Source organism: Streptomyces luteogriseus (genome assembly GCF_014205055.1).
GTDB classification, from domain to species: Bacteria; Actinomycetota; Actinomycetes; order Streptomycetales; family Streptomycetaceae; genus Streptomyces; species Streptomyces luteogriseus.
In genome coordinates this window covers 7,120,631-7,146,638 of sequence record NZ_JACHMS010000001.1, presented here as the reverse complement: position 1 = coordinate 7,146,638, position 26,008 = coordinate 7,120,631, and the positions used below count along the sequence as shown (strand labels likewise).

The following is a 26,008-nucleotide window of genomic DNA, read 5'->3' as shown; positions in this document are numbered from 1 at the left end:
CGTCACATTCCTCGTCGGGGAGCCTCGGCGGCTCCCTGGCCGGCGGCCACCTGCCGCAGATACGGGTTGGTGGAGCGCTCCTGGCCGATGGTCGTCTGGGGGCCGTGGCCGGACAGCACCACGGTCGAGTCGTCGAGCGGCAGGCACACGCGGGCCAGCGAGTCGAGCATCTCGGCCATGTCACCGCCGGGCAGGTCGGTGCGTCCGATGGAGCCGGCGAACAGCAGGTCGCCCGAGAAGAGGATCGGCGGGATGTCCGCCGCCTCGGGCATGCCGAAGGTCACCGACCCCTTGGTATGGCCGGGCGCGTGCGCGACGGACAGCTCCAGGCCCGCCAGCTCAAGCTTCGCCCCGTCGGCCAGCTCCTTGACGTCGTCGGGCTCCCCCACGGTCAGCTCGCCCAGCAGCGGCATCCCGATGGACCGGCCGAGCGCCTTCTCGGGGTCGCTCATCATGTACCGGTCGTCGGGGTGGATCCAGGCCGGCACGTCGTGCGCGCCGCACACCGGGACGACCGAGGCCACGTGGTCGATGTGGCCGTGGGTGAGGACGACGGCGACGGGCTTGAGCCGATGCTTCCTGACCGCTTCCGCGACGCCGTCGGCGGCCTGATGGCCGGGGTCGATGATCACGCACTCCTCACCGGCGGCGGGGGCGACGAGGTAGCAGTTCGTCCCCCAGGCCCCGGCGGGGAACCCGGCAATGAGCACGATCGTCCTTCGTTGTGTCGATACGGGCGGCTACGGCTGCTCACAGAGCCTACCGGCGCTGCCGATTCCTCAGCGAACCCATATACGGTACGGGGCACACGCAGGCGCTCGGCACACAGGACGCACGCGTATCGGTCGACGTATCAGACCCATGAGGAGAGAACCCGGTGGTCAGCCAGGAACAGCGGCGGCGTCAGCTCGCCCGGGAGAAGTTCTTGCGGCAGCAGCAGCGACGCACTGACGCGCGACGCAAGGCCCGTATCCGCAACTCCGTGATCGCCTCGGTTCTCGGCGTGATCGTGGTCCTCTCGGTGACGGTCTTCCTGACCAAGCCGTTCGAGGACGACGGCAAGAAGGAGAACGCGAACGCGGACGTCACGCCGAGCGCCACGCCCAGCAAGGCCCCGGACCCGTGTGAGAAGCCGGCCCCGGGCAAGGTCAAGTCGGAGACCTGGAAGAAGGAACCGGCGATGACCGTCGACGAGTCGGCGAAGTACACGATGAAGCTGGACACGACCTGCGGTGAGATAGACGTCGCGCTGAAGGCGTCGGCGGCGCCGCACACCGTCAACTCGTTCAACTTCCTTCTCGGCAAGGGCTACCTGGACCACAGCAAGTGCCACCGGCTCACGGACCAGGGCATCTACGTCCTGCAGTGCGGCGACCCGCAGGGCACCGGCATGGGCGGGCCGGGCTACACCATCCCGGACGAGAACCTCAAGGACAAGAGCCTCAAGGGCGGGACGTACCCGGCGGGCACGGTCGCGATGGCGAACCAGTACAACGCCCAGACGAAGAAGGGCCGCGACAGCGGCGGCAGCCAGTTCTTCCTCGTCTACCAGGACAGTCAGCTGCCGGCCGACTACACACCGTTCGGCACGGTGTCCGAGGCGGGCATGAAGGTCCTGAAGAAAATCGCGGACGCCGGAGCGCAGGCCCCCGACCCTCAGACGGGCAATACGGCGCCCAACGCGACGGTCGTGATCAACAAGGCCACGATCACCAAATCCTGACCCCCAACTGCGAAATTTCGGTCGCGCGGGATGCGGACAGGCCCCCCGCCGGTCGCCTATGTTGGCCGTGACGAAACTGTGGACGATGCCCGGGGGAGCTGAGGCCCCTCGCAGGCATCATGTGGAGGAGGCGCTGTGAGCAGCGACCCGTGGGGCCGCGTCGACGAGACGGGGACCGTGTACGTGCGTACGGCCGACGGCGAGCAGGTCGTCGGTTCCTGGCAGGCAGGCTCCCCCGAGGAGGCGCTGGCCTATTTCGAGCGCAAGTACGAGGGCCTGGTTGTCGAGATCGGCCTCCTCGAGAAGCGAGTGAAGACCACCGACCTGTCGGCGAAGGACGCCCACGCCGCCATCGACCACATCCGGGAGCAGGTCGACGCGCACCACGTGGTGGGCGACCTGGACGCACTGCGGGTCCGGCTGGACAAGCTCGTGGAGCTGGTGGAGGCGCGTCGCGAGGAGCGCAAGGCGCAGCGGGCGAAGCAGTCCGACGAGGCCCGTCACGCCAAGGAGGCGCTGGTCGCCGAGGCGGAGGAGCTGTCGCAGTCCGACCAGTGGCGGGCGGCCGGTGAGCGGCTGCGGGCCCTGGTGGACACCTGGAAGGGTCTGCCGCGCCTGGACCGCAAGTCCGACGACGAGCTGTGGCACCGCTTCTCGCACGCCCGGTCGGCGTTCTCCAAGCGGCGCAAGCAGCACTTCGCGCAGCTGGACGCGCAGCGCGAGGAGGCCCGCAAGACCAAGGAGCGGCTGGTCTCCGAGGCCGAGGCGCTGTCGAACTCGACGGACTGGGGCGTGACGGCGGCGCGCTACCGCGAGCTGATGTCCGAGTGGAAGGCCGCGGGCCGCGCTCAGCGCGAGCACGAGGACGATCTGTGGAACCGCTTCCGCGGCGCCCAGGACGTCTTCTTCGCGGCCCGCAGCTCGGTCTTCGCCGAGCGGGACGCCGAGCAGTCGGAGAACCTCAAGCTCAAGGAGGAGCTGGCCGAGGAGGCCGAGAAGCTCCTGCCGATCACGGACCTCAAGGCGGCCCGCGCCGCGTTCCGGAACGTGAACGAGCGCTGGGAGGCCATCGGCCATGTGCCGCGCGATGCCCGGCCGAAGGTCGAGGGCCGGATGCACGCGGTCGAGCGGGCCATCCAGGAGGCCGAGGAGGCCGAGTGGCGCCGGACGAACCCGGAGGCACGCGCGCGTGCCGAGGGTCTGACCGGCCAGCTCCAGGCCGCGGTGGACAAGCTGCGGGGTCAGATCGAGCAGGCGCGGGCGCAGGGCAACAACGCCAAGGCCGACAAGCTCCAGCGTGAGCTCGACGGCCGCCAGGCGCTGCTGGACCAGGCGCTGAAGGGCCTGCACGAGTTCGGAGGCTGAGCAGTCCGTCGAAAGGGGCTCCCGTACACGGTGTACGGGAGCCCCTTTCGTGTGGTCGTGAGCGACTTGTCCGTGGTCGTGCGCGACCGGCCTGCTAGGACCTGCTGCGCGCCGACGTCACCCGGTACACGTCGTAGACGCCCTCCACGCCACGGACCGCCTTCAGCACATGGCCGAGGTGCTTCGGGTCGCCCATCTCGAAGGTGAAGCGGGAGGTGGCGACGCGGTCGCGGGAGGTCTGGACGGCCGCGGAGAGGATGTTGACGTGCTGGTCGGACAGCACGCGGGTGACGTCCGAGAGGAGCCGTGAGCGGTCCAGGGCCTCGACCTGGATGGCGACCAGGAAGACCGAGGACTGGGTGGGCGCCCACTCGACCTCGAGGATCCGCTCGGGCTCACGGGACAGCGAGTCGACGTTCACACAGTCGCTGCGGTGAACCGATACACCGCTGCCGCGGGTGACGAAGCCGATGATGGGGTCGCCCGGGACGGGTGTACAGCAGCGGGCCAGCTTGACCCACACGTCCTCGACGCCCTTGACGACGACGCCCGGGTCGGCACTGGAGCGGCGCTTGCGGCTGCGGCCGCGGGCCGGCGGCACCGACTCGTCGATCTCCTCGGTGGCGGCCTCCTCACCGCCGAGCGCCTGGACCAGCTTCTGCACGATGTTCTGTGCGGAGACATGGCCCTCGCCGATCGCCGCGTACAGCGCGGAGATGTCGGCGTAGCGCATCTCGTGCGCGAGGGTCACCAGGGAGTCGCCGGTCAGGATGCGCTGGATCGGCAGGTTCTGCTTGCGCATCGCGCGGACGATGGAGTCCTTGCCCTGCTCGATCGCCTCGTCGCGGCGTTCCTTGGAGAACCAGGCCCGGATCTTGTTGCGGGCGCGCGGTGACTTGACGAAGCCGAGCCAGTCGCGGGAGGGGCCGGCTCCGGCCGCCTTGGAGGTGAAGACCTCCACCAGGTCGCCATTGTCGAGGGTGGACTCCAGCGGGACCAGCCGGCCGTTGACCCGGGCGCCTATGGTGCGGTGGCCGACCTCGGTGTGCACCGCGTAGGCGAAGTCCACCGGGGTGGCACCGGCGGGGAGCGCTATGACGTCGCCCTTGGGGGTGAAGACGAAGACCTCGTTGCGGGACAGGTCGAAGCGCAGGGACTCCAGGAACTCGCCGGGGTCCTCGGTCTCCTTCTGCCAGTCCAGGAGCTGGCGCAACCAGGCCATGTCGTTGAGGTGGTCGTCCTTGCCCTTGCCGGACGACTTGGGGGCGTCGGAGCGCACCTTCGAGGCGCCGGCGACGGCCTCCTGCTTGTACTTCCAGTGCGCGGCGATGCCGTACTCGGCGCGGCGGTGCATGTCGAAGGTGCGGATCTGCAGCTCGACCGGCTTGCCGCCGGGGCCGATGACCGTCGTGTGCAGCGACTGGTACATGTTGAACTTGGGCATCGCGATGTAGTCCTTGAACCGGCCGGGGACCGGGTTCCATCGCGCGTGCACCGTGCCGAGGGCCGCGTAGCAGTCGCGGACGGTGTCCACGAGGACGCGGATGCCCACCAGGTCGTAGATCTCCGCGAAGTCCCGGCCGCGGACGATCATCTTCTGGTAGACGCTGTAGTAGTGCTTCGGGCGGCCGGTGACGGTCGCCTTGATGCGGGCCGCGCGCAGGTCCTGCTGGACCTCGTCGGTGACGATGGCCAGGTACTCGTCACGCTTCGGTGCCCGCTCGGCCACCAGCCGGACGATCTCGTCGTACATCTTGGGGTAGAGGATCGCGAAGGCGAGGTCCTCCAGCTCCCACTTGATGGTGTTCATGCCCAGGCGGTGGGCGAGCGGCGCGTAGATCTCGAGGGTCTCGCGCGCCTTCTTCTCCTGCTTCTCGCGCTTGAGGTAGCGCATGGTGCGCATGTTGTGCAGGCGGTCGGCGAGCTTGATGACCAGGACGCGCGGGTCCTTGGCCATGGCGACGACCATCTTGCGCACGGTCTCGGCCTGCGCGGCCTCGCCGAACTTGACCTTGTCCAGCTTGGTGACGCCGTCGACGAGCAGCGTGACGACGTCGCCGAAGTCGCGGCGCAGGTCGTCCAGGCCGTACTCGGTGTCCTCGACCGTGTCGTGCAGCAGGCCGGCCATCAGCGTGGCCGGATCCATGCCCAGCTCGGCGAGGATGGTGGTGACGGCGAGAGGGTGCGTGATGTACGGGTCGCCGCTCTTGCGCTTCTGGCCGCGGTGCCAGCGCTCGGCGACCTGGTAGGCGCGCTCGATCTGGCGGAGCGTGGCCGTCTCGATCTTCGGGTCGTTGCTGCGCACTATCCGCAGCAGCGGCTCCAGCACCGGGTTGTACGGGTTCGCGCGCTGCACACCGAGCCGGGCCAGACGGGCGCGGACGCGGTTGGAGGAGCCGGAGCGGGCCGGCTGTCCGGCGGTCTGGCGTACCGCGGGCGGCGGGGTGGGCTTGGGCCGCGCCTGCTCGGCGGGCTTGTCGACCGGTGCGGCCTGGGCATGCTCGACCGGCCCGCGGGTGTCGTTCTTCGCGTGGGGCGCGTTCGGCGCGGGCTTCGCCGCGGCTGCCGAGGCGGACTCGGGCTTGGCGGCGGTCAGGTGCTGGGCCTCGTCTGGCAAGAGGGCTCCTCGTGCGCGATCCGGGTCCCCCGGTCAGGTTCCGGAGCACCCATGGTAGCGATCCTGAGCTCCAGGATCGCCTTCAGGCCAATGTGAGGACCGTCTACCCGGCAGAACGCGGGAGGCGGGCGCCGGATTCCTCCGGGCCCGCCTCCGCGGTGTGGTGCCGGTGTCCGCCCGGCCGTCGCGGTCGCTAGACCGTGAGCAGCGCCTCCAGCGGGGCGCCGTTCAGCGCCGGCTCCAGGCGGGCGCGACCGCTCAGGAAGCCGAGTTCCATGAGGACGGCGAGACCCGCGACGTCGGCGCCGGCCCGGCGGATGAGCTGGACCGCGGCCTCGGCGGTGCCGCCGGTGGCGAGGACGTCGTCGACGATCAGCACGCGGTCCCCGGCGGTGAGGTCCTCGGCGTGCACCTCGATCTCCGCCGAGCCGTACTCCAGGTCGTAGGCCTGGGCGAGGGTCGCTCCGGGGAGCTTGCCCGCCTTGCGTACGGGGATGAAGCCGAGCCCCGCGCGGACGGCGACCGGGGCGCCGAGGATGAAGCCGCGGGCCTCCAGGCCGATGACCTTGGTGGCACCGGTGCGCTCGGCGATCTCGGCGAGGGCGTCGGTCAGGGCGGTGAACGCCGCCGGGTCCGCCAGGAGCGGGGTGATGTCCTTGAACATCACGCCCGGCTCCGGGTAGTCGGCCACGTCACGGATGCGGCTGAGCAGCAGCTCCTTGATGTCGGTCACCGGCGCTTCCCCGAGGGGCGGCCGCGGCCGCGCGTGCGCGAGGCGGGCTGGTTGCGCGGCCCGACCACCGCGGGTGCGGCGTCCTCGGGCTCGTCGGTGTACGACTCGTCGCCGCCCTCGGTCCCGGTCTCGCCCTTGGCCGCGGCCTGGGCCCGCTTGGCGAGGACGCGCTTCTTCAGAGCCTTCATCGCCGGCTCGCGCTCCTTGAGATCGGCGACGAGCGGCGTGGCGATGAAGATCGAGGAGTACGCACCGGCGGCGAGGCCGACGAACAGCGACAGCGAGATGTCGTTCAGCATGCCGGCGCCGAGGACACCGCCACCGATGAACAGCAGGCCCGCGACCGGCAGCAGCGCGACCACCGTGGTGTTGATGGAGCGGACCAGGGTGCTGTTGATCGAGCGGTTGGCGACGTCGCTGTAGGTCCAGCGGGTCTGCTTGGTGAGGTCCCTCGTCTGTTCCTTGAGGCTGTCGAACACCACGACCGTGTCGTAGAGCGAGTAGCCGAGGATGGTCAGCAGACCGATCACCGTGCCCGGTGTGACCTCGAAGCCGACGAGGGCGTAGATGCCGACCGTGATGGTGATGTCGTGGATCAGCGCGACGAACGCGGCGACCGCCATGCGCCATTCGAAGGCGATCGCCAGGTAGATCACCACGAGCACCAGGAAGATGCCGAGGCCCTGCCATGCCTTGTTGGCGATCTGCTCACCCCAGCTGGGGCCGACCAGCTCGGCGTTGATCTGCTCCGAGTCGATCTTGAGGTCGTCGGCGAGCGTGCTCTTGATCTCGTTGGCCGCGCCGGTGTCGATGCCGGCGACCTGGATGCGCAGGCTGCCGTCACCGAGCTTCTGGACGATCGCGTCGTGGCCGGAGGCCGCTTCCGCGTACTCCTCCGCCTGGGACACCGAGGCGGTGGTGTTCTTCGGGGTGTTGAAGACGGCACCGCCCTGGAACTCGATGCCCATGTTCAGCCCGCGTACCGCCAGGCCGGCGATGGCCAGGATGGTGATCAGGATGGAGAGGCCGTACCAGATCTTGCGGTTCTTGACGAAGTCGTAGCCGATCTCGCCACGGTGCAGTCGGGCGCCGAGGGTACCGAGTTTCGACATCTCAGGCCTCCTTCGGGTCGACGGGGGCGGCGGGGCGGCGGGTACGGCGCAGCGGCGGCTGGGCGCCCAGGCTCTTCGGGTCGAGGCCGGACCACTTGTGGCCGTTCGCGAAGAACGGGCGACGGGCCATCAGGGTGAGCAGCGGCTTGGTGAAGAGGAACACGACGACCACGTCGAGCAGGGTGGTCAGGCCGAGCGTGAACGCGAAGCCCTGGACCTTGCCGACCGTGACGAGGAAGAGCACCGCGGCGGCCAGGAACGACACGAAGTCGGAGACCAGGATGGTGCGCCGTGCGCGCGGCCAGGCCCGCTCGACGGCGGGGCGCAGCGAACGGCCCTCGCGGATCTCGTCACGGACGCGTTCGAAGTACACGATGAACGAGTCCGCCGTGATGCCGATGGCGACGATGGCGCCGCAGACGGCCGGCAGGTTCAGCGCGAAGCCGATGGCCGGGCCGAGCAGAGCCATGAGCGTGTAGGTGAGGGCGGCGGAGACCAGCAGCGAGAGGATCGCGATGAACGACAGGCCGCGGTAGTAGGCCAGCAGGTAGATGACGACCAGCGCGAGACCGATCGCGCCGGCGATCAGACCGGCCTGCAGCTGGTCACCGCCCAGCGCCGCGGTCACGGTCGTCATGCTGTCCACCTTGAAGGTGAGCGGCAGCGCGCCGTACGACAGCATGTTGGACAGGTCCTGGGCGGACTGCTGGTTGAAGTTGCCAGAGATCTCGGCGTTGCCGCCGGTCAGGGCCTGCCGGACGTACGGGTCGGAGACGACGTCGCCGTCCAGGACGATCGCGAACTGGTTCTGCGGGGACTGGTTCTGCGCCAGCTTGCCGGTGATGTCCGCGAACTTCTTGGCTCCGCCGTCCGTGAAGTCCATCGTGACGGTCCAGCCGGCACCGGTCTGGGTGTTCAGGACGGCCTGGGCCTTGTCGACGTCCGTGCCGTCGACCTCGGCGGGGCCGAGGATGTACTTCTGCCACTGGCCCTGCGAGTTCTTGCCGCACGCCAGCGTCGGCTCGGAGGCCTTGATGCCGTCACCGACGGTGGAGCGGGTCTTCTCGTCGGTGCAGTCGAGCGTGGCGTACTTCGCCTGCAGCGCGCTCGCGTCGGCCTCGGCGGTGCCGCCGCTCCCCGACGGGGAGGGGCTGGCCTTGTCGCCCTTGTCCGAGGCGCTCGCGGAGGGCGTCGCGTCGGCCTTCAGCGCGTCAGTGACCGCACGGCCCTGCGTGGTGGGAGAGCCGGACGGGGACGCGGATCCCTTGTCGGTGGCCTCGGGCTTGTCGGTGGCCTTGCCGGACGGCTTGTCCGTGGGACTGCCGGTGGGGCTCGGGGAGGGGCTGGCCGTGCCCTTGCCGCCGGCGATCTCGGTGGCGAGGACCGGGCGGAAGTAGAGCTTGGCGGTGGTGCCGACCTGCTTGCGGGCCTGCTCCGAGTTGGTGCCCTTGGGAATGTTGACGATGATGTTTTCCCGGCCCTGCGTCTGGACCTCGGACTCGGAGACGCCCAGACCATTGACACGGCGCTCCATGATGGAGACGGCGGTGTCCATGTTGGTCTTGTTGATCGCCGCCTCGTTGCCGGCCTCGGGGACCGCGCGGAGCGTGATGCTCGTACCGCCGGCAAGGTCGATGCCGAGACGGGGCTTCGTGTGCCCCGAGGCGAACATCCCCCCGGTGAGCGCCGCGATGGCGATCAGGATCAGGGCCAGCGAGCGCCCCGGCTTGCTCTGGGCGCTCGCGTTCCTGCCCTTTTTAGGTGTGGCCACCTTCTCGTACTCCCTCTCGGGCCACCTCGCTCCGGATCGGCGGACGGGCGGCCATGACATGGTGTCGGGATTCCGTGCGAGCTGGGCGTGTCCCGGGGTGCGCGGGCCGGGCCCGCGCACCCCGGGACACGACTACTTCGCCTCGGAGTCGCCGTCGGTCTTCTTCGGCTCTGCGTCCGTCTTCGCCTCGGCGGTCTCGTCGGCCGGCTCGTCGGCCACGTCCTTCTTGCCGAGGTCGACGGCCTTGTCGTCGGCGGAGGCGTCGGAGGCGGAGTCGTCGGTCGCGGTGAGGGAGGAGGCGTCGTCCGGGACGATGTCGGCGTCGGACTTCAGGTCGTGCTCGATGCCGTGAACGATGCGGTTGTACTCGTCGTCGGTGAGGACGGCACCGATGGCGTTCTTGGCGAAGAGGAGATCGACGCCGGGACCGGCGTCGACGAGGACGGTGTCCTCGTTCACTTCCTTGACCGTGGCGTACATGCCCCCGATGGTGCGGATACCGCTGCCGGGCTGCATCTGGTTCCGCATGTCTGCGGCCTGCTGCTGCTTCTTCTTGGCCGACCGGGTCATCAGGAACATGGCCCCGATGAGCACGATGAACGGGAGGAGGGTCAGGAGACTCACGGGTCGGTACTTCCTTCACACGACCGCGCTGTGAGCGGCCAGCTGGTTGGGGGTATGTACGCCGCCGACAAAGGCGGCATCGGCGGAGTCTAAGCGAGTCCGCGCGCATGGAACAACGCTCAGCATGGCACCGGGGTTCCCCTTGCGGCCACTGACCTCGCCGCCCCGCAGGCGTGACGGAGGCATCACGCCCCGAACAGGTCCCCTTGTCCGTTTCCGGCGCTCTGGGAGCGGGGCGGGGTGAGGCCGAGATGCGCCCATGCGGCGGGTGTGGCGACCCGGCCTCGGGGAGTCCGGGCCAGCAGGCCCTCCCGCACGAGGAAGGGCTCGGCGACCTCCTCCACGGTCTCACGCTCCTCCCCCACCGCGACAGCGAGCGTGGAGAGACCGACCGGACCGCCGCCGAACAGCTTGAGCAGGGCTTCCAGCACACCGCGGTCCAGGCGGTCGAGGCCACGCGCGTCCACCTCGTACACGGCGAGGGCGGCGGCGGAGATGTCCCGGGTGATCAGGCCGTCGGCCTTGACCTGCGCGTAGTCGCGGACGCGGCGCAGCAGACGGTTGGCGATGCGGGGCGTGCCGCGGGAGCGTCCGGCGATCTCGGCGGCGCCCTCCGGGTCGATCTCGACTTCGAGGAGGCCGGCCGAGCGATGGATGACCCGCTCCAGTTCGGCCGGTTCGTAGAACTCCATGTGCGCCGTGAAGCCGAAGCGGTCGCGCAGCGGGGGCGGCAGCAGGCCGGCCCGGGTGGTGGCGCCGACCAGGGTGAAGGGGGGCAGCTCCAGCGGGATGGCCGTGGCGCCGGGGCCCTTGCCGACGATGACGTCGACGCGGAAGTCCTCCATCGCCATGTACAGCATCTCCTCGGCGGGCCGGGACATGCGGTGGATCTCGTCGAGGAAGAGGACCTCGCCCTCCTGGAGGGAGGAGAGGATGGCGGCGAGGTCGCCGGCGTGCTGGATGGCGGGGCCCGAGGTGATGCGGATCGGGGCGCCCATCTCGGCCGCGATGATCATCGACAGGGTGGTCTTGCCGAGACCCGGGGCGCCGGAGAGCAGCACGTGGTCGGCGGTGGCCCCACGCGCGCGTGCGGCGCGCAGCACGAGGTCGAGCTGTTCGCGGACCTTCTCCTGGCCGATGAACTCGTCCAGGTCCTTGGGGCGCAGGGCGGCCTCGACGGCCTGGTCCTCACGGTCGGCGACGGAGTCGACCAGCCGCTCGGCGGCGTCGGCGTCGGTCGTGTCGTCCCAGTTCATGGAGTGTGCCTCGGAATCTCGGTACGGAGGTGCGGACGGCTCGGACTAGCGGGCGCGGTTCAGCGTCTGCAGGGCCGCCTTCAGCAGTCGGCCCACCTGGGGCGTGCCCTCGGTGGCCTCGGCCTGCGGGGCCACGGCGGCCACCGCCTCGTCGGCCTCCCGGGTCGCGTACCCGAGGCCGATCAGGGCCGCGTGCAACTGGTCGCGCCAGCCGCTGCTGACCGGCGCGCCCACGGCGGGGGCGCCGACCGGCGCGCCGAGCCGGTCCTTCAGCTCGAGGAGCAGCTTCTGCGCGCCCTTCTTGCCGATGCCGGGGACGGCGGTGAGGGCCTTCTCGTCGGCGGACGCGACGGCCCGGCGCAGGGCGTCCGGGCTGTGCACGGCGAGCATGGCCTGGGCCAGCCGGGGGCCGACGCCGCTGGCAGTCTGGAGCAGCTCGAAGACCTGCCGCTCGTCGTCGTCCGCGAAGCCGTACAGAGTGAGGGAGTCCTCGCGGACGACCAGGGAGGTGTGCAGCTTGGCCGGCCGGCCCATGCGGAGCGTGGACAGCGTGTTCGGCGTGCACTGGACGGCCATGCCGACGCCGCCGACCTCGACGACCGCGGCGTCGGGGGCGAGCGCGGCGACCGTGCCGCTGACGAAGGCGATCATGCCGTCCGGCCTTTCGATGTGTGCAGGGCGACGGCCTGCTGGAGACGGTTCTGCGCGGGGGCGCGCCAGATGTGGCAGATGGCGAGGGCGAGGGCGTCGGCCGCGTCGGCGGGCTTGGGCGGTGCGCTGAGCCGGAGCAGGCGGGTCACCATGGCGCCCACCTGCGCCTTGTCGGCCCGGCCGCTGCCGGTGACGGCGGCCTTGACCTCGCTCGGGGTGTGCAGCGCGACCGGGATCCCGCGGCGGGCGGCACAGAGCATGGCGACGGCGCTGGCCTGGGCCGTGCCCATCACCGTACGGACGTTTTGCTGGCTGAAGACGCGCTCGACGGCGACGAACTCGGGCCGGTGCTCGTCGAGCCACTGCTCGATGCCCTGCTCGACGGCGACGAGACGGTGGCCGAGGTCGGCGTCCGCCGGTGTGCGGACGACGCCGACGCCGATCATCGTGAGCGGCCGTCCGGCGACGCCCTCGACCACGCCGACACCGCACCGGGTCAGTCCTGGGTCCACCCCCAGTACGCGCACGCGCCCCTCCCCTCTTTGCGGCTAGACCGCCGCCGCTCTCGCGGACCTGGCTGAGCACCGTCGTGGTTCCTCAATTGAGGGTCGCGGTCCGTGGACGGTGATCTTTGGCTACGCCAGGCTATCCGCTGCCACCGACAACGACAGCGGGCCGGGGGACATATGTCCCCCGGCCCGCCGAGATCGCGGCGCGTTACGCGTCGACCTTCTCCATGACCTCGTCGCTCACGTCGAAGTTGGCGAAGACGTTCTGCACGTCGTCGCTGTCCTCCAGCGCGTCGATCAGCTTGAAGATCTTCTTGGCGCCCTCCTCGTCCAGCTCGACCTGCATGGTCGGGACGAAGTTGGCGTCGGCGGAGTCGTAGTCGATGCCGGCGTCCTGGAGGGCGGTGCGGACCGCGACCAGGTCGGTGGCCTCGCTGAGCACCTCGAAACTCTCGCCGAGGTCGTTGACCTCCTCGGCGCCCGCGTCGAGCACGGCGGCCAGCACGTCGTCCTCGGACAGCTCGCCCTTGGGGACGATCACGACGCCCTTGCGGTTGAAGAGGTACGACACCGAACCGGGGTCGGCCATGGAGCCGCCGTTGCGGGTCATGGCGACGCGGACCTCGGAGGCGGCGCGGTTGCGGTTGTCGGTGAGGCACTCGATGAGCACCGCGACACCGTTGGGGCCGTAGCCCTCGTACATGATCGTCTCGTAGTCGGCGCCGCCGGCCTCGAGGCCGCCGCCGCGCTTGACGGCGGAGTCGATGTTCTTGTTCGGGACCGACTGCTTCTTGGCCTTCTGGATGGCGTCGTAGAGAGTGGGGTTGCCCTCGATGTCGACGCCGCCCATCCGGGCAGCCACCTCGATGTTCTTGATCAGCTTCGCGAAGAGCTTGCCGCGCTTGGCGTCGATCACGGCCTTCTTGTGCTTCGTCGTAGCCCATTTAGAGTGGCCGGACATCTGCCTGTCTCCTTCGCGTAACCCATCTCAGCAACGAACGCAGGAATCCTACAAGGATCCGGCTGTCCGGTTCGCCCGCACCATGTCGACGAACAGGGCGTGGACGCGGTGGTCGCCGGTCAGTTCCGGGTGGAACGACGTGGCCAGCGCCGTGCCCTGACGGACGGCGACGATGTGACCGTCGTGCTCGGCGAGCACCTCGGCCCGGGCGCCGACGGACTCCACCCAGGGGGCGCGGATGAAGACGCCCTCCACCGGTGCGCCCTCGATGCCCTGGATGGCGACGGCCGCCTCGAAGGACTCGTTCTGCCGTCCGAAGGCGTTGCGGCGCACGATCATGTCGATGCCGCCGAGGGTCTCCTGGCCCGAGCGGGGGTCGAGGATCTTGTCGGCGAGCATGATCATGCCGGCGCAGGTGCCGTAGATGGGCATCCCGGCCCGCACGCGCGCGCGGAGAGGCTCCATCAGGCCGAACAGCACGGCCAGTTTGGAGATGGTGGTGGACTCGCCGCCGGGGATGACGAGGCCGTCGACCTCGGCGAGTTCTTCGGGGCGCCGCACCGGCCTGGCCACGGCATCGGCCGCGGCCAGGGCGACGAGGTGCTCCCGTACGTCGCCCTGGAGGGCCAGGACGCCTATGACGGGGGTGTCGCTCATGGGTTTCTGTGCCTTACCAGCCGCGGTTGGCGTAGCGCTCGGCCTCGGGGAGGGTGTCGCAGTTGATGCCGACCATGGCCTCGCCGAGGTTGCGGGAGGCGTCGGCGATGATCTTCGGGTCGTCGTAGAAGGTGGTGGCCTTCACGATGGCGGCGGCGCGTTTGGCCGGGTCGCCGGACTTGAAGATGCCGGAGCCGACGAAGACGCCCTCGGCGCCGAGCTGACGCATCAGGGCCGCGTCGGCCGGGGTGGCCACGCCGCCGGCGGAGAACAGCACCACGGGGAGCTTGCCGAGCTCGGAGACTTCCTTGACCAGCTCGTACGGGGCGCGCAGCTCCTTGGCGGCGGCGTACAGCTCGTTGTTGTCGTAACCGCGCAGGCGGGCGATCTCGTTCTTGATCTGGCGCAGGTGACGGACGGCCTCGACGACGTTGCCGGTGCCGGCCTCGCCCTTGGAGCGGATCATCGCGGCGCCCTCGGCGATGCGGCGCAGAGCTTCGCCCAGGTTGGTGGCGCCGCAGACGAAGGGGGTCGTGAAGGCGAACTTGTCGCTGTGGTTGACCTCGTCGGCCGGGGTGAGGACCTCGGACTCGTCGATGTAGTCGACGCCGAGGGACTGCAGGACCTGGGCCTCGACGAAGTGGCCGATGCGGGACTTGGCCATGACCGGGATCGAGACGGCGTCGATGATGCCCTCGATCATGTCCGGGTCGGACATGCGGGCGACGCCGCCGTCCTTGCGGATGTCGGCGGGGACCCGCTCCAGGGCCATGACGGCCACGGCGCCCGCGTCCTCGGCGATCTTGGCCTGCTCCGGCGTGACGACGTCCATGATCACGCCGCCCTTGAGCTGCTCGGCCATGCCGCGCTTCACTCGGGCGGTGCCGGTCTCGGGAGCCTGGTTTTCGGAGATGGACACGGGTGACCTCGCTGATGGGAAAGAGGGTTTCTGCAGCACTGAGGAAACGTGAGAGAACCAGGCCACAGCAAGGGCCAATGGGAACGCTGTGGATCCTTTTGCGACGGACGGCCGAAGAACGGCAGGTGAACGGGGCTCAGGAGGCCCGGTCCACCAGGGCTGCCGGAGGCTCGTCGTCCATTTCGAAGGCCATCGGGAAGGGCGCGTGACCGGCCAGGCGGAACCAGCGCACCTTGCGGTGCCGGCGCAGGGCCCGGGCCGCGCGTACGGTGTCGTTGTGGAAGCGCCGGGCCATCGGCACCTTGCGGACGGCCTCGGTGAGTTCCCGGGCGGCCTCCTCTCCCCCGGGCGCCTCCCGCACCGCCTCCACCTGCGGGGCCTCTCCGAAGACGGCCCGCAGTGCCTGGCTCAGGTCGCTCTCGGCGACCTCCCGCTGCTCCTCCTCGGCCTGCCGGGCGGCGTGCGCGGCCTCGTACAGCACGATCGAGGCGGCCGGGTCGAGGACCCCCGACGTCGCCAGTTCCTGCGCCACCGAGGCGCGCCGCAGCAGCTGGGCGTCGAGGGCCGCGCGGGCGGCGTCGATCCGGGCGTGGAGACGGTCGAGCCGGCCCGCGGTCCAGCTGAGATAGAGCCCGATCGCGACCAGGGCGACGGCGATCCAGATGAGAGTGGTGGTCACGGGCGGCAAGGCTAGCGGCCCACGCGACCACGCTGTTCACCCCGCCCCGCCCGTGGCCGGGCGGCCACGGCGGACTCCGGGCGGCCCGGCCCTCGGTCCGGGCCGGAGGGGGCGGCTGCCCGACGGCCAGACCTGCCCTCGGACCAGGGCGCACCCGGTCGCCCCCCCCCCGGCCCAGCCGTCACAAGCGGCCGCTCCGGGCGTCGTTGACTCGGCCCTCGCAACCGGCCGATCCGTGCGGCCCGCGGCCCGGCTCTCACAGCCGCCCAGTCCCGGCGCCCCACCGCCCGGCCCTCACAAGCAGCCCATCCGGACAGCGCCGACCCAGCCCCAGCACCCGACGGGCCCGGGCGGCCCACCGACCCAACCCTCAAACCGCCCAGTCCGCCCGCCACCGCACCAGCCCTCGGCACCGACCGACCCGGGCGGACCGCCGCCCCATCCTCAGTCCCGGGCGAATCCCAGCCGCCCCCACAGCCCGGTCGTCCGTTCGTCCTCGGCCACCGCCACCGCTCCGGCGGTCACCGTCTCGTAGACGGACAGGATGTCCGCGCCGACGGTCGACCAGTCGAAGCGCCGCACATGGGCGCTCCCCCGCTCGCGCAGCTCCGTCAGCCGCTCCGGGTCCGCCAGGAGCCGTACGGCCGCGTCGGCCAGAGCATCGGCGTCCTCGTTGGGGAACAGTTCGCCGGCCGCTCCGCGGTCCAGGACCTGGGCGAAGGCGTCCAGGTCGGAGGCGAGGACGGGGGCTCCGGCGGACATGGCCTCGACGAGGATGATGCCGAAGCTCTCGCCACCGGTGTTGGGCGCGACGTACAGGTCGACGCTGCGCAGGAAGCGGGCCTTGTCCTCGTCGCTGACCATGCCGAGGAACTCGACGCGGGCACGCAGCTCGGCCGGCAGGGACTGAACGGCCTCCTCCTCGTCGCCGCGCCCGGCGACCAGCAGCCGGGTCTGCGGGCGCGCGGCGAGGATCTTCGGCAGGGCCTTCATCAGCACCGGGAGTCCCTTGCGGGGCTCGTCGATACGCCCTATGAAGCCGATCGTGTCGCCCTGCCACTCGGCCTTGGGCTCGGCCTCGGCGAAGAAGTCGACGTCGACGCCGTTGGGGATCACGACCGCGTCGCCGCCGAGGTGCTCCACCAGCGTGCGGCGGGCGTACTCGCTCACCGCGATCCGGGCGCTGATCTTCTCCAGGGCGGCCTGGAGGATCGAGTAGGCGGCGATCATCGCGCGGGAGCGCGGGTTGGAGGTGTGGAACGTCGCCACGATCGGCCCCTGGGCGGCCCAGCAGGTCAGCAGGCCCAGCGACGGGGAGGTCGGCTCGTGGATGTGGATGACGTCGAAGGCGCCGTCGTGCAGCCAGCGGCGCACCCGGGCGGCGCTCAGGAAACCGAAGTTCAGCCGGGCCACCGAGCCGTTGTACGGCACCGGCACCGCTCGCCCGGCCGAGACGACGTACGGCGGCAGCGGGGTGTCGTCGTCGGCCGGGGCCAGGACGGACACCTCGTGGCCGAGGCGGAGGAAGTACTCGGCGAGGTCACGGATGTGGAACTGGACGCCGCCCGGTACGTCCCAGGAGTACGGGCAGACGATGCCGATCCTCACGGGCGCCCCTTCTCGGGGTCGAGGTCCGCGAGCCACAGGCGCTGCAGCATGTGCCAGTCCTCCGGATGGTCGGCGATGCCGGTGGCGAAGGCGTCGGCCAGCGCCTGCGTCATGACCGACGTCTTCTCGGCGCGGGTGCCCGACTCGGGGACCCCGACGGGCGGGTGGACGCGGCCCCGCATCACGGGCGAGTCGTCGTACCAGAGGGTCACCGGCAGCAGCTGGGCGCCGGTCTGCTGGGCCAGCAGGGCCGGTCCGGCCGGCATGCGGGCCGTGTCGCCGAAGAAGTCCACCTCCACGCCCGAGGCGGACAGGTCACGGTCGGCGACCAGGCAGACCAGGCCGCCCTCGCGCAGCCGCCGGGCCAGGGTGCCGAAGGCGGTGCCGCCGCTGTGCGGCAGGACCTCCATCCCGAGACCCTCGCGGTAGGCGACGAACCGGTCGTAGAGCGTCTCGGGCTTCAGGCGCTCGGCGACCGTGGTGAAGGGGATGCCGAGCTTCGTGGTGACCCAGGCGCCGGCGAGGTCCCAGTTGGCGAGGTGTGGCAGGGCGAGTACGACGCCCTTGCCCGCGGCCAGGCCCTCGGTGAGGTGGTGCAGGTCCTTGGGCTCGAAGCCGCCCTTGATCCGCTCCTTGCTCCAGGCCGGGAGGCGGAAGGACTCCATCCAGTAGCGCAGATAGGACCGCATGCCCGCGCGGGACAGCTCGGCGAGGGCTTCAGGACTCGCGCCGGGCACCACGCGCGCGTAGTTGCTCTCCAGACGCTGGACGCCCTTGCCGCGCTGCTTCCAGGTGAGGTCGGCGATGGTCCGGCCGAGGCGTACGGCGGCCGGCTCGGGGAGCTTCTTGACCGTGCCCCAGCCGAGGCCGTACAACGCGTCCGTCAGCCTGTCCTGTGCGCTCATGTGGCCGCCTCGCTCCCGTGAGAGGCGTTCTGCTGCTCGTCCTCATCATCCTGCTCGCCCTGTGCGGCCGCCTCCGCCTCCGCGGACTCCCTGCGGACCGTGACAACCCGCTGGATCAGCGTGACGAGGCTGCCCACGGCGACGATCCACAGGGCGACAGGCAGCAGGTACTGGATGCCGGGCACACCGAACGCGTGCAGGCCCGCCAACCCGGCCGCCACCAGCGAGATCACCAGGCGCTCGGCGCGCTCGACGAGCCCGTTGACCGCGACCGGCAGGCCGATCGACTCGCCCCGGGCCTTGGTGTACGACACCACCTGGCCGCTGGCCAGACAGAAGATCGAGACCGCGCACAGGACGAGGTCGTCGCCCCCACCGGCGTACCAGAGGATGAAGCCGCCGAAGATCGCGCCGTCGGCGACGCGGTCGAGCGTGGAGTCCAGGAAGGCGCCCCAGCGGCTGGAGCGGCCGAGCTGACGGGCCATGTTGCCGTCGACGAGGTCGGAGAACACGAACAGCGTGATCACGACCGTGCCCCAGAAGAACTCGCCCATGGGGTAGAAGACCAGCGCGCCCGCGACCACACCGGCGGTGCCGATGAGCGTGACCGTGTCGGGGCTCACGCCCCGGCGGATGAGAAACGCGGCGAACGGTGTGAGGACACGCGTGAAGAATGCACGCGCGTACTTGTTCAGCATGGCCTTCCCGAGGGTCGGTGTCGCCGTCTGGCCCCTGCTGGCCACCGGCTGGCCCATCGTAGTCACGCGCGCGCGTGGGCGAGGTGCGGGCACCCTGACCCCTTTCGGGGGAACCCGCGGGCCGCTGGTGGGCGGTGGGATCGCGTCGTTCGTATGGACGCACCGTGACGAGAGTGGGAAGGTCGAATGACCGCGGGCGTCGCCGGAGCCGCCACCGCTGGGGGTACCCCCGGACGGAGTCTGGGGGAGGATTCCGCGTGTCCGCGCCCACAGTGACCTCACCGTGCACGGGAGGCAGGATCATGGGCGACAAGGCACAGACACACCCTGGGGCCGCCGGCAGGGCACGAGCGGCCGACCACCCTCAGTCCGTACGGAATGTGGTGCTGGTCGGCCACTCCGGATCGGGAAAGACCACGTTGGTCGAAGCCCTCGCGCTCACGGCGGGGGCGGTGAACCGGGCGGGCCGCGTGGAGGACGGCGGCACCGTCTCCGACTACGACGACATCGAGCACCGGCAGCAGCGTTCGGTACAGCTCTCCCTGGTGCCCGTCGAGTGGGACGGCATCAAGGTCAATCTCCTCGACACCCCCGGATACGCCGACTTCGTCGGTGAGCTCAGGGCCGGTCTGCGCGCGGCGGACGCGGCCCTCTTCGTCGTCTCGGCCTCGGACGGTGTGGACGGTTCGACCCGCACGGTGTGGGAGGAGTGCGCGGCCGTGGGCATGCCCCGGGCCATCGTCGTCACGCACCTGGAGTCGGCGCGCGCCGACTTCGAGGGGATGACCCGGACCTGCGCGGAGGCCTTCGGCGCGGACGACCCCGACGCGGTCCTGCCGCTCTACCTGCCGCTGCGCGGCCCCCAGGCACCCGACGGGCACGCGCCCGTGACCGGGCTGATCGGGCTGCTGTCGCAGAAGCTGTTCGACTACTCAACCGGCGAGCGCAAGGAGTCCGAGCCGGGCGAGGACCAGCTGCCGCTGATCGAGGAGGCCCGCAACCGGCTCATCGAGGGGATCATCTCGGAGAGCGAGGACGAGACCCTCATGGACCGCTACCTCGGCGGGGAGCCCGTCGACGTCAAGACGCTCATCGAGGACCTGGAGCGGGCCGTCGCCCGCGGGGTCTTCTTCCCCGTCCTGGCCGCCGCCCCCGCCGGTGAGGGCGCCCGTCAGGGGCTCGGCACCCAGGAGCTGCTGGAGCTGATCACGCGGGGCTTCCCGACGCCGCTGGAGCACGAGACGGTGCGGGTCACGACCATCGACGGCAAGCCGCGCGAACTCAAGCCGTGCGACCCGGACGCCCCGCTCGTCGCGGAGGTCGTGAAGACCTCCTCGGACCCCTATGTGGGCCGGCTGTCGCTGATCCGTCTGTTCTCCGGCACCCTGCGCGCCGACCAGACGGTCCACGTCTCCGGGCACGGGCTGGCCGACCGCGGACACGAGGACCACGACGTCGACGAGCGGATCGGCGCCCTGTCCACGCCGTTCGGCAAGCAGCAGCGTCCGGTGTCGCACGTCATCGCGGGCGACCTGGCCTGCGTGGCGAAGCTGGGCCGCGCCGAGACCGGCGACACCCTGTCCGCCAAGGACGACCCGCTGCTGATGGAGCCGTGGCGGATGCCCGACCCGCTGCTGCCGCTGGCCATCCAGGCGCACAGCAAACCGGACGAGGACAAGCTCTCCCAGGGCCTGGCCCGGCTGGTGGCCGAGGACCCGACGATGCGGCTCGAGCAGAATCAGGACACCCACCAGGTGGTCCTGTGGTGCCTGGGCGAGGCACACGCCGACGTCGCCCTGGAGCGGCTGCGCAGCCGGTACGGCGTCCAGGTCGACGTCGTCCCCCACCGGGTGTCCCTGCGCGAGACGTTCGCCACCAAGTCGGCGGGGCGGGGCCGGCACGTCAAGCAGTCCGGCGGGCACGGGCAGTTCGCGATCTGCGAGCTCGAGGTCGAGCCGCTGCCCGGCGGGTCCGGCATCGAGTTCGTCGACAAGGTCGTGGGCGGCGCGGTGCCCCGGCAGTTCATCCCGTCGGTGGAGAAGGGCGTACGGGCCCAGGCGGCCAAGGGAGTCGCGGCCGGGTACCCGCTCATCGACGTACGGGTGACCCTCCTGGACGGCAAGGCGCACTCGGTGGACTCCTCCGACGCCGCGTTCCAGACGGCCGGGGCGCTGGCTCTGCGGGAGGCCGCGGCCGACGCGAGGATCCATCTGCTGGAGCCGGTGGCCGAGGTGTCGGTGCTGGTCGGTGACGACTTCGTGGGCGCCGTGATGAGCGACCTGTCGGGGCGGCGCGGCCGGGTGCTCGGCACCGAGCAGACCCCGGGCGGGCGCACCCTGATCCGGGCCGAGGTGCCGGAGATCGAGATCGGCCGGTACGCCATCGATCTGCGGTCGATGTCGCACGGCACGGCGGGGTTCAGCCGCCGGTACGCGCGGCACGAACCGATGCCGCAGCAGGTCGCGGACCGGGTGCGTGAAGAGGAGCGCAAGGCCTCGTAGTTGGCGCCGGGCGCCTCCAAGTGCCCTTGTGGGAGCTCCTCTCCGCGGGGGTGGGCGGCTTGACGGGCCGCCCGCCCCCGCTCGCCGGTGTGGACGGATACGCTGATGACCTGATCAACAGGTGTGCGGAGCGCGGAAGTCGGGAAGGCCGCAGATGCGGATGCGGCAGCGATGGGGGCGGCAGTGACGGACGGATTCGACTTCAGCCCGGGAGCCCAGGTGCCCCTGGCGGGTGCGAGCGGCCAGACGGCGGCGACCTATGCGCTGGCCGCGGCGGCGTACCGGGACGACGAGGTCACCAAGATCCTGAACGCCGACAACGAGTGGCACCAGTCGAAGGTGACTCCCCCGCGGTCCTGGGCGAAGATCTTCCGTCCCAGGTTCGGCGAGGCGTTCTCCCGTGCGGTGATCGACCGGATGCTGGGTGCCGGGCGCAAGCCGGTCATCCAGTCCTTCGGCATCGAGCCGCAGGTCGTCGTGGAGCACTGCCTGGCGGCCCACCGCATCCGTCGCGACCGTGACAACTGGCTCTCGGCGATCACGGTGATCTGCGGGGTGCTCTTCCTGCCCGGCTTCCTGGTGTGGCTGCTGGTGTTCACGCTGCGCACCACCATGGCCAAGCGCGAGGACAAGCGGGCCGGCGCCCTCGCCACGACGCTGTTGGTCGCGGTGGGCGCGCTGGCCGTGCTGTTCCTGATCCGCATGCCGTTCACGGGCTTCTGGGCCCTGTACGGACGCGCGGCGGTGATCATGCCGGTCGTCGGCTGGTTCTGGGCCAAGCAGATCTGCGAGCGGACCGCCCGGGACCTGCGGGAGCGCTGGTCGAGTCTGCTGTCGGGTGGCGGTGTCGGCGCCAAGATCCCCGAGGCCGTGCCCGGCAACCCCGGTGACGCGGCCGAGCAGGTCCGCAAGGAGCTGGCCCGTCTCGCCGCCGAGCAGCGGTCCAACTCGGTCTTCTACGCCGGCCCCAAGGGCATACTCGGCATGGGGACGCGGTGGGGCAGCTGGCAGCTGGCCGAGGAGCTGGTCTCCGCCGAGCCGGGCAAGGAGTTCCACCCCTTCCGCAGCTGGGACGTGATCGTGGCGATCCAGGGCGGTCTGGGCATGCTGGAGCGCACGTCGATCAACACCGGCGGCTTCCCCAAGCCGTCCATCACGCACTGGATCGTCACTCCGATCGGCGAGAAGGCGACGGACGTGTCCCGGCCGAGCGGCACGGACGTCGACGCGTACACGGTCCGGACGCACGCCATCCAGGACATCTGCAACAAGCAGCAGTTCGGCGGCGGCGACCGGCACTACCTGGGCGTGCAGTGGACCCTGTGGGACGGCCACCTGGTGATCACGATGCTGATCACGGTGACCGTGCTGCACGACACCCTGCGCATCGAGGTCACCGGGCACGCGCTGGGGCCGGTCAACCCCCTGTTCAACGAGAAGCCGGCGGCCAAGGAGAAGGCGGTGCAGAAGGCTCTGCGGTTCTGGGAGACCCGCACCGTGAAGCTGCCGCTGATCGACGCCGACGAAGTGGTACGACTGGCCGCGCGCGCCCCGCTGACCTGGTACCCGCCGCTGCTGAACTGGCTCGGCGGCAGTCTGACGCTGCCCGAGCCGTTCGGTCTGCGGCACGCGTGGGCCGACCAGCCGTGGCGGCACCGGTTCATGGCCGACGACGCGCTGCGGGCGGCCACGCCCGTGCTGCGGGTGGTGCACACGGCGGCGCTGAAGGTGCTGCGGGAGAACGGCGTGGACGTGGAGAAGTTCGGGTCCAGGTCGGCGGCGCTGAGTGGGGCCGTGCAGGAGGCTTCGCCCAAGAAGGCGGATGTGTACGACGCGTAGGCCTCCGGCGGTCGAGCCGATCAGCCGCGGGCCGGCTGTGGCTGGTGTCCCTGGGGGCTGCGCCCCCAGGCCCCCATCGGCCTGAACGGCCTCGTCCTCAAACGCCGGACGGGCTGAGAAGGGCCCGACCCCGCCGAAGTCAGCTGGCCGGCCAGGCCTCCGCCAGCATCTTCCTCGTGTCCGCCAGCAGTTGCGGCAGCACCCGCGTGTGCCCCACCACCGGCATGAAGTTCGTGTCCCCGCCCCAGCGCGGCACGATGTGCTGGTGCAGGTGCGCGGCGATGCCCGCGCCGGCGACCGTGCCCTGGTTCATGCCGATGTTGAAGCCGTGCGCGCCGGAGGCCGTGCGCAGGGCCGTCATCGCCTGCTTGGTGAGTTCGGCGAGTTCGGCGGTCTCCCCCGCCGTGAGGTCGGTGTAGTCGGCGACGTGCCGGTAGGGCACGGTCATCAGGTGGCCGCCGTTGTACGGGTAGAGGTTGAGCACCGCGTAGACCTGCTCGCCGCGCCGGACGACGAGCCCGTCCTCGTCGGACTTGGCCGGGATCGAGCAGAAGGGGCAGCCGTCGCCGGCGCCCGGGCCGGTCGGCTTGTTCTCGCCCTGGATGTAGGCCATCCGATGGGGCGTCCACAGACGCTGGAACGCGTCCTGCGTGCCTACTCCCAGCTGCTGCTCCGGCTCACTCGTCATGCAGTGCAGCATATGGCGTCGAGCTGGGGGGACGGCAAAGGCCCCCGGGATCTCCCCGGGGGCCCCTGCACCGTGTGATCAGACCTGAGCGCGCTCCTCGACGACCTTGAGGATCTTCGCGATGGCCTCGTCGAAGGGGATGCCGTTCTCCTGCGAGCCGTCGCGGTAGCGGAAGGACACGGACTCGTTCGACATGTCCTCGTCGCCCGCGATGACCATGAAGGGCACCTTCTGCTTCTGGGCGTTGCGGATCTTCTTCTGCATGCGGTCGGAGGAGGAGTCGACCTCGACGCGCAGGCCCTTCTTCTTGGCCGCGGCGGCGAACGTCTCCAGGTACTCCACGTGCGCGTCGCCGATCGGGATGCCGACCGCCTGGACCGGGGCCAGCCACGCCGGGAAGGCACCCGCGTAGTGCTCCAGGAGGACCGCGAAGAAGCGCTCGATGGAGCCGAACAGCGCGCGGTGGATCATGACGGGGCGCTGCTTGGCGCCGTCCGGACCCGTGTACTCCAGGTCGAAGCGCTCCGGCAGGTTGAAGTCGAGCTGGATCGTCGACATCTGCCAGGTGCGGCCGATGGCGTCCTTGGTCTGCACGGAGATCTTCGGGCCGTAGAAGGCGGCGCCGCCCGGGTCGGGGACGAGGGGAAGGCCCTGCTTCTCGGCGACCTGGCGAAGCGTCTCCGTGGCCTCCTCCCATGCCTCGTCCGAGCCGACGAACTTCTCCGGGTCCTTGGTGGACAGCTCCAGGTAGAAGTCGGTCAGGCCGTAGTCGCGCAGCAGGCCGAGGACGAAGGTGAGCGTTTTGTCGAGCTCCTCCGACATCTGCTCGCGGGTGCAGTAGATGTGCGCGTCGTCCTGGGTGAAGCCGCGGGCGCGGGTCAGGCCGTGCACGACGCCCGACTTCTCGTACCGGTACACCGTTCCGAACTCGAAGAGGCGCAGCGGCAGTTCACGGTAGGAACGCCCGCGCGCGTCGAAGATCAGGTTGTGCATCGGGCAGTTCATGGGCTTGAGGTAGTAGTCCACGCCCTCGTCGAGCTGCATGGGCGGGTACATGCCGTCGGCGTACCAGTCCAGGTGGCCCGAGGTCTCGAAGAGCTTCCCCTTGGTGGCGTGCGGGGTGTAGACGAACTCGTAGCCCTCTTCCTCGTGGCGGCGCCGCGAGTAGTCCTCCATGACCCGGCGGATGATGCCGCCCTTGGGGTGGAAGACGGCGAGGCCGGAGCCGATCTGCTCCGGGACGGAGAACAGGTCGAGCTCGCTGCCGAGCTTGCGGTGGTCGCGCTTCTCGGCCTCGGCGAGGAACTCCAGGTGCGCCTTGAGCTCGTCCTTGGTGGGCCAGGCGGTGCCGTAGATGCGCTGGAGCATCGGGTTCTTCTCGCTGCCGCGCCAGTAGGCGGCCGCGTTGCGCATCAGCTTGAACGCCGGGATGTTCCGGGTGGTGGGCAGGTGGGGACCGCGGCAGAGGTCCTTCCAGCACAGGTCACCGGTCTTGGCGTCCAGGTTGTCGTAGATCGTCAGCTCGCCGGCACCGACCTCGACGTCCGCGCCGTCGTCGTGCGAGGCGGAGCCCTTGAGGCCGATCAGCTCCAGCTTGTACGGCTCGTCGGCCAGTTCCTCGCGGGCCTCGTCGTCGGTGACGACACGGCGGGAGAAGCGCTGGCCGCGCTTCTGGATCTCCTGCATCTTCTTCTCGATGGCCTTGAGGTCATCGGGGTGGAAGGGCTTCTCGACGTCGAAGTCGTAGTAGAAGCCGTCCTTCACGGGCGGGCCGATGCCGAGCTTGGCCTCGGGGAAGAGCTCCTGCACGGCCTGCGCCATGACGTGCGCGGTGGAGTGGCGCAGGATGTTCAGGCCGTCCTCGGAGGAGATCTCGACGCCCTCGACCTCGTCGCCCTCGGACAGGGGGTACGACAGGTCCCTGAGCTCGCCTGCCACGCGTGCGGCGATGATCGAGCGCTCGCCGGCGAAGAGCTCGGCGGCCGTAGTGCCCGTCGTCACCACGCGTTCTTCCCGCTCGGAATCGCGCTGGATGATCACACGGACGTCTGACACCGGTCTCTCCTGACTGAAGGGGGCTGCGGCGCCATACCCGAGCGCGCGCACGAGTAAGGATCGTACCGACCCGGGACCGCCCTACGCGAAATCAGTCCCCGCGGTCCCCTCCCCGGGCCGCCGCGGCGCTCCTCCTC

Annotated in this window: 22 protein-coding genes; 4 read left to right on the top strand and 18 right to left on the bottom strand. The window is 70.5% G+C overall.

Annotated elements, in window-relative coordinates:
• Positions 1 to 2: 2 nt before the first annotated feature.
• On the bottom strand, positions 3 to 710 hold the full coding sequence (locus BJ965_RS31905) for an MBL fold metallo-hydrolase (protein WP_184913532.1): 708 nt from the start codon (positions 708 to 710) through the stop codon (positions 3 to 5).
• Positions 711 to 877: 167 nt separating this feature from the next.
• On the opposite strand from BJ965_RS31905, the gene BJ965_RS31900 reads away from it, so the two are divergent.
• The gene (locus BJ965_RS31900) at positions 878 to 1,723 is read left to right on the top strand and encodes a peptidylprolyl isomerase (RefSeq protein WP_184913530.1); all 846 of its coding nucleotides are present in this window, start codon (positions 878 to 880) and stop codon (positions 1,721 to 1,723) included.
• 135 nt (positions 1,724 to 1,858) lie between these two features.
• Positions 1,859 to 3,088: a DUF349 domain-containing protein gene (locus BJ965_RS31895; RefSeq protein WP_184913528.1), complete on the top strand. Its 1,230-nt coding sequence runs from the start codon at positions 1,859 to 1,861 to the stop codon at positions 3,086 to 3,088.
• 94 nt (positions 3,089 to 3,182) lie between these two features.
• Here the strand turns inward: BJ965_RS31895 and relA are convergent, their stop codons facing one another.
• From relA to pgsA, 15 genes are all read right to left on the bottom strand, one after another.
• Positions 3,183 to 5,705, bottom strand: coding sequence for a GTP pyrophosphokinase (gene relA, locus BJ965_RS31890; protein WP_184913526.1), 2,523 nt, complete (start codon positions 5,703 to 5,705; stop codon positions 3,183 to 3,185).
• 193 nt (positions 5,706 to 5,898) lie between these two features.
• A complete protein-coding gene (locus tag BJ965_RS31885) occupies positions 5,899 to 6,438 on the bottom strand; it encodes an adenine phosphoribosyltransferase (protein WP_184913524.1) in 540 nt (179 codons plus the stop codon).
• Entirely contained in the window at positions 6,435 to 7,550 is a 1,116-nt protein-coding gene (gene secF / locus BJ965_RS31880) for a protein translocase subunit SecF (protein WP_184913522.1), read from the bottom strand. Before secF ends, BJ965_RS31885 begins: the two co-directional genes overlap by 4 nt.
• A gap of 1 nt (position 7,551) precedes the next feature.
• A complete protein-coding gene (gene secD / locus BJ965_RS31875) occupies positions 7,552 to 9,321 on the bottom strand; it encodes a protein translocase subunit SecD (RefSeq protein ID WP_184913520.1) in 1,770 nt (589 codons plus the stop codon).
• Between the two features lie 132 nt (positions 9,322 to 9,453).
• A complete protein-coding gene (gene yajC, locus BJ965_RS31870; protein ID WP_184913518.1) occupies positions 9,454 to 9,945 on the bottom strand; it encodes a preprotein translocase subunit YajC in 492 nt (163 codons plus the stop codon).
• Between the two features lie 185 nt (positions 9,946 to 10,130).
• Entirely contained in the window at positions 10,131 to 11,201 is a 1,071-nt protein-coding gene (gene ruvB, locus BJ965_RS31865) for a Holliday junction branch migration DNA helicase RuvB (protein WP_184913516.1), read from the bottom strand.
• 45 nt (positions 11,202 to 11,246) lie between these two features.
• Entirely contained in the window at positions 11,247 to 11,852 is a 606-nt protein-coding gene (ruvA, locus tag BJ965_RS31860; protein ID WP_184913514.1) for a Holliday junction branch migration protein RuvA, read from the bottom strand.
• Entirely contained in the window at positions 11,849 to 12,379 is a 531-nt protein-coding gene (ruvC, locus tag BJ965_RS31855; protein ID WP_184913511.1) for a crossover junction endodeoxyribonuclease RuvC, read from the bottom strand. The genes ruvA and ruvC overlap by 4 nt, the downstream gene beginning before the upstream one ends.
• A gap of 190 nt (positions 12,380 to 12,569) precedes the next feature.
• Positions 12,570 to 13,322: a YebC/PmpR family DNA-binding transcriptional regulator gene (locus tag BJ965_RS31850; protein ID WP_097215555.1), complete on the bottom strand. Its 753-nt coding sequence runs from the start codon at positions 13,320 to 13,322 to the stop codon at positions 12,570 to 12,572.
• A 48-nt stretch (positions 13,323 to 13,370) separates the two neighbouring features.
• Positions 13,371 to 13,979, bottom strand: coding sequence for a pyridoxal 5'-phosphate synthase glutaminase subunit PdxT (pdxT, locus tag BJ965_RS31845; protein WP_184913509.1), 609 nt, complete (start codon positions 13,977 to 13,979; stop codon positions 13,371 to 13,373).
• Positions 13,980 to 13,992: 13 nt separating this feature from the next.
• Positions 13,993 to 14,898: a pyridoxal 5'-phosphate synthase lyase subunit PdxS gene (pdxS, locus tag BJ965_RS31840; RefSeq protein ID WP_030843057.1), complete on the bottom strand. Its 906-nt coding sequence runs from the start codon at positions 14,896 to 14,898 to the stop codon at positions 13,993 to 13,995.
• A gap of 136 nt (positions 14,899 to 15,034) precedes the next feature.
• Positions 15,035 to 15,577, bottom strand: a complete 543-nt coding sequence (locus BJ965_RS31835) for a hypothetical protein (RefSeq protein ID WP_184913507.1) — start codon at positions 15,575 to 15,577, stop codon at positions 15,035 to 15,037.
• 444 nt (positions 15,578 to 16,021) lie between these two features.
• Positions 16,022 to 17,185, bottom strand: a complete 1,164-nt coding sequence (locus BJ965_RS31830) for a glycosyltransferase family 4 protein (protein WP_184913504.1) — start codon at positions 17,183 to 17,185, stop codon at positions 16,022 to 16,024.
• Positions 17,182 to 18,090, bottom strand: a complete 909-nt coding sequence (locus BJ965_RS31825) for a phosphatidylinositol mannoside acyltransferase (RefSeq protein WP_184913502.1) — start codon at positions 18,088 to 18,090, stop codon at positions 17,182 to 17,184. Before BJ965_RS31825 ends, BJ965_RS31830 begins: the two co-directional genes overlap by 4 nt.
• A complete protein-coding gene (gene pgsA, locus BJ965_RS31820) occupies positions 18,087 to 18,845 on the bottom strand; it encodes a phosphatidylinositol phosphate synthase (RefSeq protein WP_078615157.1) in 759 nt (252 codons plus the stop codon). Before pgsA ends, BJ965_RS31825 begins: the two co-directional genes overlap by 4 nt.
• A 245-nt stretch (positions 18,846 to 19,090) precedes the next feature.
• On the opposite strand from pgsA, the gene BJ965_RS31815 reads away from it, so the two are divergent.
• Positions 19,091 to 21,289, top strand: coding sequence for an elongation factor G-like protein EF-G2 (locus BJ965_RS31815; RefSeq protein ID WP_184913500.1), 2,199 nt, complete (start codon positions 19,091 to 19,093; stop codon positions 21,287 to 21,289).
• 171 nt (positions 21,290 to 21,460) lie between these two features.
• On the top strand, positions 21,461 to 23,128 hold the full coding sequence (locus BJ965_RS31810) for a hypothetical protein (RefSeq protein ID WP_184913498.1): 1,668 nt from the start codon (positions 21,461 to 21,463) through the stop codon (positions 23,126 to 23,128).
• Positions 23,129 to 23,267: 139 nt separating this feature from the next.
• Here BJ965_RS31810 and BJ965_RS31805 read toward each other — a convergent pair whose 3' ends face one another.
• Together BJ965_RS31805 and thrS are read right to left on the bottom strand one after the other, a co-directional pair.
• The gene (locus BJ965_RS31805) at positions 23,268 to 23,828 is read right to left on the bottom strand and encodes an HIT family protein (protein ID WP_184913496.1); all 561 of its coding nucleotides are present in this window, start codon (positions 23,826 to 23,828) and stop codon (positions 23,268 to 23,270) included.
• Between the two features lie 66 nt (positions 23,829 to 23,894).
• Positions 23,895 to 25,871, bottom strand: a complete 1,977-nt coding sequence (thrS, locus tag BJ965_RS31800) for a threonine--tRNA ligase (RefSeq protein ID WP_184913494.1) — start codon at positions 25,869 to 25,871, stop codon at positions 23,895 to 23,897.
• Positions 25,872 to 26,008 lie beyond the last annotated feature (137 nt).

Excerpts from the sequence above, each read along its gene's own strand:
- pdxT (WP_184913509.1), bottom strand. The coding sequence starts at position 13,979 with ATGAGCGACACCCCCGTCATAGGCGTCCTGGCCCTCCAGGGCGACGTA.
- BJ965_RS31805 (WP_184913496.1), bottom strand. The coding sequence starts at position 23,828 with ATGCTGCACTGCATGACGAGTGAGCCGGAGCAGCAGCTGGGAGTAGGC.
- BJ965_RS31850 (WP_097215555.1), bottom strand. The coding sequence starts at position 13,322 with ATGTCCGGCCACTCTAAATGGGCTACGACGAAGCACAAGAAGGCCGTG.
- BJ965_RS31815 (WP_184913500.1), top strand. The coding sequence starts at position 19,091 with ATGGGCGACAAGGCACAGACACACCCTGGGGCCGCCGGCAGGGCACGA.
- BJ965_RS31825 (WP_184913502.1), bottom strand. The coding sequence starts at position 18,090 with ATGAGCGCACAGGACAGGCTGACGGACGCGTTGTACGGCCTCGGCTGG.
- BJ965_RS31810 (WP_184913498.1), top strand. The coding sequence starts at position 21,461 with ATGGGGGCGGCAGTGACGGACGGATTCGACTTCAGCCCGGGAGCCCAG.
- secF (WP_184913522.1), bottom strand. The coding sequence starts at position 7,550 with ATGTCGAAACTCGGTACCCTCGGCGCCCGACTGCACCGTGGCGAGATC.
- pgsA (WP_078615157.1), bottom strand. The coding sequence starts at position 18,845 with ATGGGCCAGCCGGTGGCCAGCAGGGGCCAGACGGCGACACCGACCCTC.
- ruvA (WP_184913514.1), bottom strand. The coding sequence starts at position 11,852 with ATGATCGCCTTCGTCAGCGGCACGGTCGCCGCGCTCGCCCCCGACGCC.
- ruvB (WP_184913516.1), bottom strand. The coding sequence starts at position 11,201 with ATGAACTGGGACGACACGACCGACGCCGACGCCGCCGAGCGGCTGGTC.